13 protein-coding genes are annotated in these 14,635 nt (G+C 60.9%); 8 read left to right on the forward strand and 5 right to left on the reverse strand.

The window, feature by feature from the left end; all coding sequences use genetic code 11:
- Positions 1–38: 38 nt before the first annotated feature.
- From HLH36_RS04935 to HLH36_RS04960, 6 genes are all read left to right on the forward strand, one after another.
- On the forward strand, positions 39–800 hold the full coding sequence (locus tag HLH36_RS04935) for a flagellar biosynthetic protein FliR (RefSeq protein ID WP_246376429.1): 762 nt from the start codon (positions 39–41) through the stop codon (positions 798–800).
- Positions 801–806: 6 nt separating this feature from the next.
- The gene (locus tag HLH36_RS04940; protein ID WP_182985314.1) at positions 807–1,892 is read left to right on the forward strand and encodes an EscU/YscU/HrcU family type III secretion system export apparatus switch protein; all 1,086 of its coding nucleotides are present in this window, start codon (positions 807–809) and stop codon (positions 1,890–1,892) included.
- A 387-nt stretch (positions 1,893–2,279) separates the two neighbouring features.
- On the forward strand, positions 2,280–3,608 hold the full coding sequence (locus tag HLH36_RS04945; protein WP_182985315.1) for a flagellar hook protein FlgE: 1,329 nt from the start codon (positions 2,280–2,282) through the stop codon (positions 3,606–3,608).
- 578 nt (positions 3,609–4,186) lie between these two features.
- Positions 4,187–4,654 (forward strand): flagellar basal body-associated FliL family protein, encoded by a 468-nt coding sequence (locus tag HLH36_RS04950; protein WP_246376431.1) that lies wholly within the window; start codon positions 4,187–4,189, stop codon positions 4,652–4,654.
- Positions 4,655–4,712: 58 nt separating this feature from the next.
- Positions 4,713–5,864, forward strand: coding sequence for a flagellar motor switch protein FliM (fliM, locus tag HLH36_RS04955; RefSeq protein ID WP_182985317.1), 1,152 nt, complete (start codon positions 4,713–4,715; stop codon positions 5,862–5,864).
- An 80-nt stretch (positions 5,865–5,944) separates the two neighbouring features.
- Positions 5,945–6,688, forward strand: coding sequence for a DUF6468 domain-containing protein (locus HLH36_RS04960; protein WP_182985318.1), 744 nt, complete (start codon positions 5,945–5,947; stop codon positions 6,686–6,688).
- A gap of 12 nt (positions 6,689–6,700) precedes the next feature.
- Here the strand turns inward: HLH36_RS04960 and HLH36_RS04965 are convergent, their stop codons facing one another.
- The 4 genes from HLH36_RS04965 to HLH36_RS04980 all read right to left on the reverse strand — a co-directional run bounded on the left by HLH36_RS04965 (position 6,701) and on the right by HLH36_RS04980 (position 9,289).
- Entirely contained in the window at positions 6,701–7,201 is a 501-nt protein-coding gene (locus HLH36_RS04965) for a hypothetical protein (RefSeq protein ID WP_182985319.1), read from the reverse strand.
- 145 nt (positions 7,202–7,346) lie between these two features.
- Complete coding sequence (locus tag HLH36_RS04970) at positions 7,347–7,778, reverse strand: hypothetical protein (RefSeq protein ID WP_182985320.1); 432 nt, start codon at positions 7,776–7,778, stop codon at positions 7,347–7,349.
- Positions 7,775–8,122: a rod-binding protein gene (locus HLH36_RS04975; protein ID WP_182985321.1), complete on the reverse strand. Its 348-nt coding sequence runs from the start codon at positions 8,120–8,122 to the stop codon at positions 7,775–7,777. Before HLH36_RS04975 ends, HLH36_RS04970 begins: the two co-directional genes overlap by 4 nt.
- A gap of 6 nt (positions 8,123–8,128) precedes the next feature.
- Positions 8,129–9,289 carry a flagellar basal body P-ring protein FlgI gene (locus HLH36_RS04980; protein WP_182985392.1) on the reverse strand — a complete coding sequence of 387 codons (1,161 nt, stop codon included), beginning with the start codon at positions 9,287–9,289 and terminating at the stop codon, positions 8,129–8,131.
- Positions 9,290–9,638: 349 nt separating this feature from the next.
- On the opposite strand from HLH36_RS04980, the gene HLH36_RS04985 reads away from it, so the two are divergent.
- Positions 9,639–10,520 (forward strand): transglycosylase SLT domain-containing protein, encoded by an 882-nt coding sequence (locus tag HLH36_RS04985; protein ID WP_338030392.1) that lies wholly within the window; start codon positions 9,639–9,641, stop codon positions 10,518–10,520.
- 25 nt (positions 10,521–10,545) lie between these two features.
- On the opposite strand, the gene HLH36_RS04990 is transcribed toward HLH36_RS04985, so the two are convergent.
- Positions 10,546–12,099, reverse strand: coding sequence for a tetratricopeptide repeat-containing glycosyltransferase family protein (locus HLH36_RS04990; protein WP_246376433.1), 1,554 nt, complete (start codon positions 12,097–12,099; stop codon positions 10,546–10,548).
- 378 nt (positions 12,100–12,477) lie between these two features.
- Here HLH36_RS04990 and flhA point away from each other — a divergent pair, with 378 nt between their 5' ends.
- A complete protein-coding gene (gene flhA, locus HLH36_RS04995; RefSeq protein WP_182985395.1) occupies positions 12,478–14,568 on the forward strand; it encodes a flagellar biosynthesis protein FlhA in 2,091 nt (696 codons plus the stop codon).
- Positions 14,569–14,635: the final 67 nt, after the last annotated feature.

Consider the following 14,635-nt stretch of genomic DNA (forward strand, 5'->3'; position numbering starts at 1 on the left):
TGGTCTTTCCCGGCGGCTCCATCCCCGTACTGGCCGCGATGTTCCTGCTGACCCTGTGCCGGGTCAGTGCCATGGTGATGACAGCCCCCGGCTTTGGCGAAACCACGTCCCCCATGGTGGTCCGGGCGGGAGTTGCGCTTGTCATCAGCATCACCATCCTGCCAGTGGTGGAGGATCATCTGGCAGCCGTATCCGGGCCGGCACTTCATCGCCCGTTCATGGTGCTGGCCGTCATCGCGGGCGAGCTTTTATGCGGTGCATTCATCGGGCTGCTGGCCCGACTCGTTTCCATGGCAATGATCATTGCGATGCAGATCATCGCCATCCTCGCAGGCCTGGCCAGCATCCTCCAGCCGGATCCGGAACTCGGCGCATCCAGCACGGCCATCAGCCACATGGCTTCCTCCCTCACGCCGGTCATCTTTCTCTCGACCGGCCTTTATGTCCTCCCCCTGGCTGCGGTGACGGGCTCGTACCACCTGTTTCCCCCGGGGCATATGCCGATGCTCGGCGACATGACAAAAAGCATCGTCACCGCCACGGCGCAGACATTCGTCCTGGCGCTGCAACTAGCTGCTCCCTTTATCCTAATCGGCACCTTGTGGCCTGCCATGCTGGGAGTATTGAACCGCCTGATGCCGGCGATCCAAGTCTACGGCATTGCCATGCCGGCCCAATTATTGGGTGGCGTCCTCCTGCTGGCCATGCTGATCCAGATCATGACCGGCGTCTGGCAGGAAAGGATGAGCGACCTGCTTGTCGCCCTGCCCGGCGTAAGTGCCCCACCGTCGCTGCGCTGAGTTACCATGGCGGAAGAAGGATCCAGCAGCGAAGACCGGTCGCAGGCCCCGACCGGAAAACGGCTGCAGAAGGCGCGCACGGACGGAAACGTCGCGCAATCCCGCGAAACGCAGATGCTCCTGGTCCTGAGCGCGTTCCTGACCGTCTTCACCACGACCACGACCTCCGCAGGCGGCACATTTCTCCGGCACATGCGCGGACTGATGGAGCATTTCGATACCATCTCGATGGATGGAGGATCGCTCTTCCTGGTCTTCCAGCAGGCTGTACGCGAAGGCATCCTGCTGGTGGCCCCCCTGGTGCTCGTCTGCGTGGCGGTTGTCATCGCCTGCGCCATGCTTCAGACGGGCCTGCTGTTCCGCCCCCAGGCCCTCATCCCCGATATCGGGCGCCTGTCTCCCCTGTCGGGGATCAAGCGCGTAGTCAGCACGAACAACCTGATCGAGATGCTGAAAAGCCTGGTCAAGTTCGTCGCCTTCGGCGCGGTGCTCTACGATGTGGCAAAAGGAACATTGCACGTCGCACCCGAGGCCGAACGCTGGACCCTTCATCACCTGACCTCGGAACTCGTATCGTGGTTCGTATACGCCACGCTGACCGTCCTGACGGTCCAGGCCGTGATCGCCATCCTCGACGAAGTATGGACACGATACCATCGGCTGCAAAAGCTGCGCATGAGCCATCAGGAGATCAAGGAGGAAGTACGCCAGGATGATGGGGACCCCAAGGTAAAGGCCAAACAGAAGCAGATCCGCATGCGGCGCGCCCGGCAGATGATGCTCCAGGCCGTGAAGAAGGCCACCGTCATCGTCACCAACCCGACCCATTATGCCGTGGCGCTATCTTACGAAAACGGTACGGATGCGGCGCCTAAAATCGTCGCCAAGGGCGCGGATGAACTCGCCGCCCGCATCCGCGAGGCGGCCGAGGATTCAAAGATCCCGATCGTCTCCAACCCGCCCGTGGCCCGCGCCCTCTATACGCTGCCGGTGGATTCCGAAATACCGCCGGAATATTTCCAGCCCGTTGCCGCGATCATCGCCTACGTCATGAAACTCAAGACACCGGGTTCACGCGTGCCCCGACAGTAATCGCCGCCACTCCGTATCGCATGCTCGGACAGGAATCCTTCCCGGCGGGTCCGTCATCCAGAACCGTATCGACCGCGTAGCCACTGAATCCACCGGCGGAAACAATTCGGTAACATCTTTCATGTACCAGTAGCATAAAAACGACACATGAAGTCCTTGCGTTTCACGCCGCGCATGCTACTCAGAAAGCCAGCAAGGCACAGATGTCGCGCGGGGAATGTTTCAGCCGCCATTCCATGTCCGTAAGATCACTGACCCGAAATCGCGTCACGCCGGAAATGGTCTGACGGGCATGACGTCATGAGCTGCCAGGCCATGATCGGGTTGTGATTTTCCTGCTTGACGGTGGGCGGAACAGATAGCTGCGCGCACAGGCAGGGACGGCACATGTCAGTTTTCAATGCCCTTACCACGGCTGTCAGCGGTATCAACGCCCAGTCGACCGCATTTACGAACCTCAGCAACAACATCGCCAACAGCCAGACGGTCGGCTACAAGGCCACCACGACGGCATTCCAGGATTTCGTTGCCGGGTCGCTCGTCGGAAACACGGCATCGGCCGATATCTCGGACTCCGTCTCCGCCGTCACCATCCAGCATGTGGATACCCAGGGTACGGCAGCCAGCAGCGCCGACAGCCTGGCGACATCGATCTCCGGCAACGGCCTGTATGTCGTGTCCAAGGAAACCGGCGCGTCCACAGCTACCCAGACCCAGTTCCAGAACACGCAGTATTACACCCGAAACGGTGAATTTTATGAAAACAAGACCGGCTACCTGGTCAACACCAGCGGCTACTATCTTGATGGCTATATGGTCGATCCGAGCGGGGCGCTCAACACGAACCTGACCCAGCTCAACGTCGCGAATGTCGCTTTCCGTCCCACGCAGAGCACCACCCTTTCGACAACCGGAACGCTGTCATCCACTGCCGCCGTGGGCGACACGGTTACCACCGCCGTAGCCACGGTGTACGATGGCAGTTACGACAGCGCCAACCCGACCAACAATTCGGGCGGCATTCAACTTCAATGGACGAAGACTGCCCCCAATACCTGGAATGTGGTAGCCCAGAGTAAAGCCGTAGCGGGCGCTGGCACCGCTACGCTGACCAATGCCGGTCCATATACCGTAACTTTCAATGCCAACGGCTCCATCGCCTCCATCACGAACGGCGCCACGCCCGTCGGCTCGACTCTGTTCGGTGCCGCCGCCAATATTCCGATCACAGTGTCATATCAGGATGGTTCGCAGCAGACCGTCAATCTTGACCTGGGCACAATCGGCGGCACAACCGGCATGACGACCGGCACCACCCCCACAGCGACTCCATCCCTGGCCAGCGATAGCGTGACCAGCGGCACCTACGAGGGCGTGTCGGTCCAGAGCGACGGCTCTATCATGGCCATTTTCGATAACGGCGATACCCAGCTCGTGGGCAAGATCGCCATGGCGAATTTCGCCAACGTCGACGGGCTGAATGCCGTCGACGGTCAGGCGTATACAGCCACGGCATCATCCGGCAACGCCAAAATCGGCAATGTCGGGGAAAATGGCACGGGCACGCTGTCGGTCGGGTATGTCGAGTCTTCCACGACCAATCTGACCAGCGATCTGTCCGCCCTGATCGTCGCGCAGGAGGCCTACTCCGCCAATACCAAGATCGTCACGACGGCAGACCAACTGCTACAGACCACGATCGCCATGAAGCAGTAAGAGCTTGACCTGCGGCTGGCTCGTGGCAAACACAGGCCAGCCGGCGCGACGTGCCAGAATCGCCGCCCGCCGATCCGGCATTGCGATCCGGAAAAATCGATTACCGGGCGTCTGATTTCTGTCCCTTTCTGGCAGGCGAACGGATGCAGTCCTGATATCTGCGCGCCCCCTGGCCCGCGAACCGGGGCGATCATGGCCTCGACCTTCGACCGGACGCCTCTCCCGATACAGATCGACCACACCAGCCTCATCGCAAGACGTTCCTGCGCGTTTTGTCCATGCTCCATGATGGCACGAGCAACGGATCGGCGCTCCGTCGACCTGCCCGCGATAGAGAAGCTGCCCAGGTGCCCCGCGATATCATGACAACGTCACACGAAACCGATTATCGGCCCGATTGATGGCGGCTGCTTCCTTCTATCGTCACGAACGCCCCACCCATGCCATTGAGCATGCCCCCTCCAGTAGCTACACTATCAATAAATCGTTTACCTACCCCCGGGAGCCCCCTGCATATGAGCGAGACTGCAACCGGCGGCGTACCGGAACCCTCTTCCCGAGACGAAAAGCGGCGATCCATGGCTACGGAAACGACCCCACGGCGTTCCACGACGAAACTCCTCTTCATCGGTCTGCTGGCTCTTCTTCTCGCTGTCGGCGGTGGCACCCTGTTCATGAAGAGGGACCATCTGTTCCATTCGGTTCGAACCGAGGTGGCAACCCGCACGGATCAGGTGCTGCATCCGCCGATCATTCTGGGCATTCCGCCGATCGTTTCCAATCTCGACAATGGCGATGGCCGGCCGGTCTATGTAAAGCTGACAGCCAAGGTCGAAATATCAGGCGCACGCGACGAGGCGTCGCTCCAGAACATGATCCCGCATGTTCAGGACATATTTCAAACTTACCTGCACGAGACACGTCCGCAGGACATCCGGGGCGACGGAATATACCGGCTGCGCGAAGCGATCATGCGTCGTCTCCGGGCGGAATTGTTGCCCTTGCAGGTCACGAATCTGTACCTGGTTGAATTCCTGATTCAGTAATCAAAGAATTTTACATGATATTCAGACCAAATACAGTTCAAACCGCGGCGAAAACAATATGCAGGACGTAAACGACACACCGGACGCCGGCCAGTCCGGCGAAACCAGCGCCGAGGTGCCTCCCGAAGCGCAGAGCCACGCGTCAGGGACGGGCCGTGACGCACGGGAAGATGCGTTCACGGGGTTTGAAGACAGCATGATCAGCAGTCACATGCTGGACCAATCCGAAATCGACAGCCTTCTGGGCAATACGTTCGCCGGACTTCCCGACCGGGAAGAGACCGGCATGGAACGTGTCATCAAGGCCGGCTTCGTCGCGTATGAGCGCCTGCCGATGCTGGAAATCGCATTGGATCGGTTTGTCAGACTCCTGTCGTCCACATTACGCAGCTTCACGAACGACAACGTCGAAATCACCATGGAGGGCACGCGCTCGATGTGTTTCGGCGACTACATGAACACCGTGCCATCATCCTCCCTGTTCGCGGTCTTCAAGGCCGTCCAATGGGAGAATTATGGCCTTGTCGTCGTCGATTCCGGATTGTCCTATTCCATCATCGATATCCTGATGGGCGGCCCCCGCGGCGTAGGCCACGCAGGGACCGAGGGCCGCCCGCATACGGCGATCGAACGCTCCCTGATCGAAAAACTGATCACGTTGACCCTCAACGACCTCTCGGCAGCGTTCAATCCCGTCTGCACGATCGATCTCACGTTCGAACGGCTCGAGGTCAGCTCCCGTTTCGCGGCAATCGCGCGAGCATCCAATGCCGTAGTGATGACGAAGCTGCATATCGATATGGAGGACAAGAGCGGCAACCTGGACCTCATCATCCCCTATGCAACCCTGGAGCCAGTGCGTGACCGCCTGTCCCAGCAATTCATGGGCGAACGGTTCGGCCGAGACTCGATCTGGGAAAACCATCTGATGTCCGAGATTCTCGAAACCGATGTTGAAGTGTCAGCCGTGTTCGAGGAAAAATTCCTCCCCCTCTCCCAGGTCCTCAATCTGCGCCCCGGTACGCAGATCGCATTTCCCTACCGGAGCGACACCCCGATTCATGTCACGCTGCAATGCGGGCAGAACTCCTTGTTCGAAGGACGACTCGGCCAGTTGCACGGCAAGGCAGCCGTGAAAATCGAACGACGACTGGTGCCACCCGACAGTCCGCATCCTCACACCATCCCTCCCCTCGCATCCTGCGAATAAGAGAACAGGACAACCCCAATTCCTTCCTTCTTTATCCGCCCGTCGCTTCACAATCGGGCCAGACTGGAGACATCTGGCAAATGCTGACTCAGATCCAGTTGATCATCGAGATCGTCTTATCGTTCTTCCTTCTCCTGGGGATTATCTACAGCTTTTATCTCAGTCGGATTCTCTCCAATCTGAAGCATGACCGCGAAAGCCTGATGGGACTGGTCGAAAAACTCGAAGCCAGCGTGAAGAGTGCGGAAGAAGGCGTGGAGAAATTGCGCGTGGCTGGGGAAGTCAGCGGCCGCCCGCTCAACCGCATGATCGAACTGGCCAAGGTGACAAGCACAGAGCTGGGCACCATGGTCGGCAAGGCGGATGCGACGGCAGATCGCCTTGAGACAGCAACGATCAAGGCCTCCCCCCATGAAAAGAAACTTGAACGACTGCTCGAAAAGGCATCCGAAATTGAGCTGAAGCAGAATGCCGAAGCACGAAGCGGCCTTGCTGCCGACGGCATGCAGCGAGAGGCTGCCACCATGCCTCCAGTGGACGCAGGAGAAAGCAACTCCGAATCCGCCCCCTCACTCCCACAGGACACGGCGCCCACAAATACCCCGTCTTCGACCGATGACGCGCCACTCAGGGCAACCCGCGAAGAAGGCGACACACCCCGGGATTGGAGCCCGGATGCACCATCGGCACAGCGCACCACCACTCCCGGCCCGACCAAGGGAAGTGATGGATCGAAGAATGCAAGAACTGGGGGCTCGGCCCGGCAGAAAAATCAGCAGTTGAAAAGGTTTGAGAACACCTTTCTCAGCCGACCATCCCGATAGGAACTCCCGCTTCTACCAGTATCCGCCAATGACATGCCGGGGCTGGGTGGGGCCGGGGTCGGCATTGGGCGACCACGCGCTCCAGTCCCACAAAGCCGTATCACGCCTGTTCTCGGCCGCCATCGCCGGGATCTCCGACACGACGGAGGGCGATGTCCGTTTATTCTTCCCAGCAGCGACCAGCGACACATAATAGCCGTATGCCGTCGCCGATCCCATATACACACACCCACAACCGATCGGATCGGCATAAAGGTAGACCGGACCGACCGAAGACGGTCGATAGGTGAGTTCACCGGGCGGAAGCGTATTCATCATGGCATAGCGCGCCGTGGTGTCCGCCTTATGCGCAACGAAGCCAGCATCCGCCAGGCGCCGGCCCATATCCAGATAGGGCTTGGCCGGCGACAGGCAGCCCGCCAACCCGGCGGATGCCACGACCACTGCACCCACCCGAAATGCATGCTGCCGGATATCAGTCAGCCGGACCGCGAAATGACGTCGTAGATCCATGAATTCTCTTTTCCGGATATCGAGAAGCCGAATAATTCGAACCCCATTTTTCTGGACGCCCCGGACCCGAAGAGGGCTCTTCACTCCATGCGGCATACCGTCCGGTCGCATACCAACGACACGGAAAAAGGAACGACAACCTGCGTCAGACATCGCTGCGCAATGTCAGTGCCGCCTGCGCACCTGTGCTCGGTATATATTGACCCGACGCACCATAACCGACACCTACGTCATGCACCGCATCCACGACGATCAGCCGGATCAGGACGTTCTGCGCGTCGATCGCGTTTTTCAGCAATGCCCGGTTGGCGCGGACCAATGCGCCGAAGCGGCCGGCCGCTTCTTCGGTTTCCGGCGTCATCAGGACAGGCGGCTGATCGGCCAGCAGCAAATCCGTCCCGTCGACCGAGAGAATGCTCTCCAGCGTGTCCATTTCCCTCTGTTTCGCTGGAAGCATGTCCACGACCTCCTGCAGCTTGCCCGCTTTCAAAAGATCGTTTTCAGCCTCGAGAACGGTGCAAAGCACCTGGAAGCTGGCCAGGAGAGAATCCGCAGTTCTGGCCGGTGCGCTGCTCATGACTGACTCGTTTCCTTCCGGGCCTGAGCCTGTTCCTGCATGGCCAGGATCTGGCGATAGACACTGTCGGCGATGCCAATACCGCCGTTATTGGCGATCTGCTTGCCGAGTTCCAGCACCTGGAGCGAGCGGAACTGCTTCTCCGCCGCGCCGCCTCCGAACATGCCATCAGAGGTATCGATCGTATCGAACATCGGTTGCAACAGTTCGCCGATGGTCACGCTTTCAAACGAAACGGCTGCTTTGCGGGCCTGCTCCGTCTGGGTCGAATCCGGCTGCCCAGCCGACATCTGCTGCCGGCCGATCACCGACAGCGAAGACGCGACACTGCCTACACCACTCATGCCTCGCTACCTTACTTCAAGATCGGCCTGAAGAGCGCCATCGGCTTTGATCGCCTGAAGGATGCCGATCATATCCCGCGGCCCCATGCCCAGAGCGTTCATGCCGGACACGAGACTGGCAAGAGTCGGCCCCTCGCGCAATATCCCCAGACGGTGGGAATTGTCAGTATTCGCGGTGATCTGCGTTCGCGGCAGAATAGCGGTCGTTCCGTTGGAAAACGGACCAGGTTGCGATGCAATAGGCGCTTCCGTGACCTGGATCGTCAGATTTCCCTGCGCGATCGCGACCGTGCTGATGCGCACATTGTCCCCCATGACGATCGTTCCGCTGGCTTCGTCGACGATAACCTTGGCCATCGTATCGGGTTCAATGCTCAGGTCGCCGATACGGTACAGGGTTTCCGCCGTCCCCCGCCCGGACAAGTCGATGGCGACGGTACGCGGGTCGTCAACCCGCGCCATGCCACGCCCGATATGGCGGTTTATCGCATCGGCAATTCTGTTCGCGGTCGTAAAATTGGAATTGTGCAAGGAAAGATGGATGATGCCGCTCGCCCCCAGATTAACCGGCACCTCACGTTCAACGACCGCGCCATTGGCGATATGGCCACTGGTCGGAATGTTCTGCGTCATGGCAGCCCCGGCACCGCCAGCCGCGAACGCGTTCGTCACCAGCGATCCTTGGGCAACGGCATAAACCTCGCCGTCCGCGGCCTGAAGCGGTGTAACCAGCAACGTCCCGCCGGCCAGGTCGCGCGCATCACCGACGGCGGAGACTGTCACGTCGATCCGTCCGCCACCATGAGAAAAAGGCGGCAGGGTCGCAGTCACCATGACGGCGGCCACATCATGCGTCTGAAGCTGCACCTCGCGGTCACGAATATTCACACCGAGTCGGTTCAGCATGCTGATCAGCGTTTCGCGCGTGAAAATCGTATTGGTCAGACGATCGCCCGTACCGCGCAGGCCGACGACAAGGCCATAGCCGACAAGCTGGTTGTCGCGCACGCCTTCATAATCGACGATATCCTTTACCCTGACCATCGCGGCATTGGCCGATGGAAACGGGAACAGCCCTACCAGAAGAAACGCGGCCGAAACCAACGCCACAATCCGTCGAAAACGGGGCGCCCGCCTGCTCTCCCTGCTGAAAAACGCGGCACTCATTCCATCGCCTTTACCGAAATGGTTGCGATAGAGGCTGGCCACCCTGAGGCAAGTCCTCATAGACACTGGTCACCTTTTGCACTTCGGTCCATGGCATTCCGCGAAGTGACCATGGCGACTTTGGAGAATACGCCGCCGGACCATGACATTCAATGGCCCACCGGCGCGAAATAGGAAGGGCAGTTCGCCTTCTTCCTTGCAGGTTCCGCCAGGTTGTGGACCATCGCGAAAATGAGGTAAAGCCGAACCGCTGCATAGACTTCATAGACTTTCGTGGTTCGATACGTCCGGCGATGCTTTCCTGCTCCTACGCAGGACCGAGCGGCCACGATACAGGGAGAGACGGCCCGTGACTGGTCCAGCCCCGACACTGGCCATGCTCTACCATGCTCCGCGACGTCAGGCATGTCGGGTGGCGGCGGTCGCCATCGCCTTCCTTCTGCCGGCACGAATGGCGCTCGCCCGACCACCCGAAGCCTCGCTCTGCATCGCGGCAACGGCACAGGCGGAACGGGATCTCCATGTCCCGGATGGCTTCCTCAATGCCATGAGCCGTGTTGAAAGCGGCAAGCCTGGCCCGGACGGCACCATTTCCGCGTGGCCGTGGACGATCACAGCCGCGGGAATCGGCCATTATTATTCAACGCGCGCCGAAGCTGTCGCGGCCGTGGAGGCATTTCGTCAGCAAGGCATCCAGTCGATCGATGTCGGCTGCATGCAGGTCAACCTGCAACAGCATCCGGATGCCTTTGCCTCGCTCGACATGGCATTCGACCCGGTGACCAATGCGCTCTACGCCGGCCGGTTCCTGCTCCAGATGTATGACAAGACAGGGAGCTGGCCCAGGGCCGCCGCCGCGTACCATTCCCAGACGCCGGGCATCGGCACACCCTACCAGTGGAAAGTGCTCGAAGCCTGGGCGATCCCGCAGGATGGACGGAACCAGCAGCCCCCATCACGCCAGTCCTCACGCGCGCGCGCCCTTTCCATCCCGTTCTTCCCCCATCCCGCCGCGCTCAGGGCGATACAGCAACCGACCCTCACGGCCGACGCGCAACCCGACGCCGCCAGCGGCGCGCACCCGGCGCCGGCCAAGGTCTTTCACCCGTTCCAGGGATTCGCGCATTTCACACAACCCACGATGCACCGCCCCTCCTCTGCAGGCATGCGGGGGCGCACCCTGGCCTCGTACCGCGCCAACCCCGTCGCCTTGGCAGGCCCAACAGGTTGACGCCTCTACCCGGACAGGCGCCGGGCTATAGCCAGTTACGCAGGGCCAGCCCGACCTCCTGAAGGACAGTTGTGAACGACCGCTCCTTCGCCCTGAACACGCGCATGTTCGGGTACCAGGGAGAACTCCTACCTTCATCGCCCCATCGCCAGCAGGCATCCCAACGGCTGACCAGCCACACCGGGCAGCCGAGAGCCCCCGCGAGATGCAGCGGCGCCGTATCGACGGAAATGACCAGGTCGAGATTTTTGGCGATCGCGGCCGTGTCGGCCATGTCCCGGACATCACCCATCGGGTCGAATAGCGCCTGACCGTGCCACGCCTCGATTTCCGCACGCGGCGGGCCGAACTGAAGACTAACCAGCGTCGCCTCGACGGGCATCAGAGCGCTCCCCATGTCCGCCAGCGTGACCGAACGGCGCTTGTCCGCAAGCACATGCTCGGACTGCGTCCTCCGGTCACCCGCCCAGACCAGGCCGATGCGCGGCCGCCGGCCTGGCAAGCGAGACGCAAACCGCGCGACATCCCCGTCATCGGCACGAAGATACGGAATGCCATCCGGAATATCCCGTACCGACATCACGCCGGCGATGTAGGGCAGGTCCGGAATGGGTGCGGCGAAGCTATATCCGTCTTCCCTGCCAAAATTCTCCTTGTTCCGCACGGACACACCCGGGAAAGACAGGGTCAGAAGACGGACCAGCGTTGCGGGCACGACGATGGTGATCTCGGCCCCCCTTTCCAGCAGGTAAGGGACCAGGCGAATGAACTGGATCGTATCGCCCAGCCCCTGTTCGTCGAACAGGAGGACCTTCCGTCCCGACACGTCATCTCCGGGCCGCAGACGCGGCAGGGACAGGAACCATGCCGCCTTGTCGCTGACAATCAAATCGCGCTTGCTATAAACCTCCCATCCCTCACGCAGTCTCCCGGCCTTCAGCAGCGTGCAGGAATAGCCGAAACTGATCGCGGGCGAGGACGGCGCAAGCGCCAGGGCCTTTTCATACCAGGGCAGAGCATCAGGGGAGCGATTGAGCCGTTCCAGGGCGCACCCCACATTGTTCAGAAGTGCTGCGGTCACGTTCCCGCCCTGGAGATGAGACAACAGGATTTTCAGCGCTTCCGCCGGATACCCGGCTTCCAGAAGAGACATCGATATATATTCGCATATATTCGCATGCTCGGCCGGGTAGCGCTGCATCATGCCGGAGAACAGGGCACACCCTCCGGCGACGTCTCCAGAGGCCACTCGGATATGCGCCAGGAACGCCTGCGCAGCGACATTGTCCGGTTCACATCGGAGCACGTTACGCAACAATGTTTCGACAATATCGTAATTGGAACTGTAGCGCAGGATCACCGTCGCGCCGGCCAGGCTGAGCTGCCAGTCATCCATGCGCAGCGACGTCGTCTCAAGGACCAGGCGGAAGACCTCGACGCGTTGCCCCTGGGCCGCCAGCCTATCGCAGAATTCGATCAGATTGGCCGGCGTCGGCGATTGTGACAGGCTTTCCTTCGCGAACGCGACCGTCAGGAGCCGCCCGGCCTCACCCCCGCCGGACTCCATGCGTACCTTCATGTCTGCTTCCGTCACAAATCCCACCTTACCTTGTCCGGAGCCGCATCCCCCAGCCCCCGCCTCGCGCCATCCGGCGCATATATCGGCCAAAAGAGTCCCAATTCCCCGCCGGCACCATTTTCGCGCCTTGCTCAAAGCCGACTATAGCGGTACTTATCAGGCCCAGAAACCGGGTCTGTACCCTTCCATGCACAGAACAGCCGCCCAGGCTTCCCGGCCATGGCGATCATGCCGAGATCGTCATAACCACAGCCGGCATACGAAAGGGAAAGCGGCATCTTGGACCCCGCCAATGGCAGCACAATCGCACAGCCCGGCGACGGCAAGCTAACCGACAGGAACCGCTCCGCACGGCGGTTCCTGTCGCTTTCCCGCGGCATGGCGCTTTCGAACAATGTGCTGCGGGGCGGCCTGAATTCGCTTTCCTGGCGGTCCCTGATCCCGGGAACGGACATCGGCCTCGCGATCGGCGTCCTGCTGCTTCTGTCCATCCTCATCGTTCCACTGCCAACCTTTGTCCTCGACATGGGGCTGTCGCTGTCGATCACCGCCTCCGCGCTGGTCCTCATGGTGTCGCTGTTCCTTGAGAAGCCGGTCGAGTTCACCTCCTTTCCCACCCTTCTCCTGTTGACGACCCTCCTGCGACTGGCACTCGAAATCGCAACCACACGGCTGATCCTCAGCCACGGCAATGAAGGCGCATATGCCGCCGGCCATGTGGTGGCCGCATTCGGCGGCTTCCTGATGGGCGGGGACGTCGTCATTGGCGGGATCGTGTTCTGCATCCTGCTGGTGGTGAATTTCATGGTCATCACCAAGGGCTCGGGCCGCATCGCGGAAGTCGCAGCGCGCTTCTTCCTCGACGCAATGCCGGGCAAGCAGATGGCGATCGACGCCGAACTCTCCTCCGGCGCGATCAACGACCGGACGGCACGCCTGAAGCGCAAGGAACTGGAAGAAGAAAGCGCGTTCTACGGGGCCATGGACGGCGCCGCCAAATTCGTGCGCGGCGATGCGATCGCGGCGATCATCATTACGGGCATCAATATCGTCGGCGGACTGGCCATCGGCGTGCTACGCCATGGCATGCCCGTGAACGAGGCCGCCAGCACCTTCACGACCCTGACCGTGGGCGACGGGCTCGTATCGCAGATTCCCGCCCTCCTGGTCTCGACCGCAGCCGGCATCGTCGTCACGAAGGGCGGCACGGACGGGTCCGCCGACGTCACCCTGGTTCGGCAACTGGGCGGCAATCCCAAACCAATGGCCATGGCCGCGGTGCTGGCAACCTGCTTCGCGCTGCTCCCCGGCCTGCCGGCCTTTCCCTTCCTGACCATTGCCGCCCTGGCCGGCGCCGGAGCCTGGTGGCGCCACAAAACGCCCACCCACGATAGTGACGGCGACGTGACCGAAGTCACACCGGCCCCGACGACGGCTCCGATCTCCGACGTTCTCAAGCTCGACCTGCTGCGTCTCGAACTCGGCTTCGGCCTGCTGCCCCTGACCAGCGGCGAGAATTCCCAACTGACCGAACAGATCAAGGCGCTGCGCAGGGCGATCGCGACCGAAATGGGCTTCGTGACGCCGCCCATCAGGATACAGGACAATATCCTGCTTCCGTCGGACAAATACATCATCAAGCTCAAGGAAATCGAAATCGGTTCGGGCGAGGCGAAGCCCGGCAAGCTGATGGCCATGAGTCCGTCCGGCGGCACACCTCCCCTTGTCGGCGACAAGGCGACCGAGCCCGCATTCGGCCTGCCCGCCGTATGGATCGACCCCTCCCTCAAGACCAAGGCCATTGCCTTGAAGTGTACCGTGGTCGACCCCGCCAGCGTCATCGTGACGCATCTCAGCGAGTTGGTCAGGCAAAATCTTCCCGACCTTCTGACCTATGTCGCCACCCAGTCGCTCCTCGACGACCTGCCCCGCGAACAGCAGAAGCTCGTCAACGACCTGATTCCATCCCAGGTGACGCTCAGCACGGTCCAGCGCGTCCTGCAATCGCTGCTGGCCGAACGGATTTCGATCCGCGACCTTCCGACCATCCTAGAAAGCATCCAGGAAGGCAGCGGCCTCGGCCTGCGCGGCATACAAAACCTGACCAACCATGTGCGCGTCCGCCTCTCCCGGCAGATCTGCAGCACGCTGGAAGGACCCGGCGGCTATATTCCAATGATCACCCTGTCGCCGGAATGGGAGGCGGAATTCATGAACCACATCGCGGGACAGGGCGAGGAACGGCGCCTGGCCATGCCGCCGTCCCTGCTGAACCGTTTCGTCGCGCGCCTCCGAGAGGTCTTCAATACCGTCTCTGCCAGCGGCGAGGTACCGGTCATCGTCGTCTCGACGCCGGTCCGGGACTCCATGCGCTCGATCGTGGAACGCGTACGACCCAGCGTATCGGTCCTTTCACAATCCGAAATATATCCACGCGCTCGAATCAAGACGATCGCAACCATTACGTGACCTCGGGGCGGGAGAAATTGCATGCCACCCCGCAATCTTTCTCGCCCTTGCAGGAATGAACGTATGG

It is taken from the genome of Gluconacetobacter aggeris (assembly GCF_014174395.1).
In the GTDB taxonomy this organism is placed as follows: domain Bacteria; phylum Pseudomonadota; class Alphaproteobacteria; order Acetobacterales; family Acetobacteraceae; genus Gluconacetobacter; species Gluconacetobacter aggeris.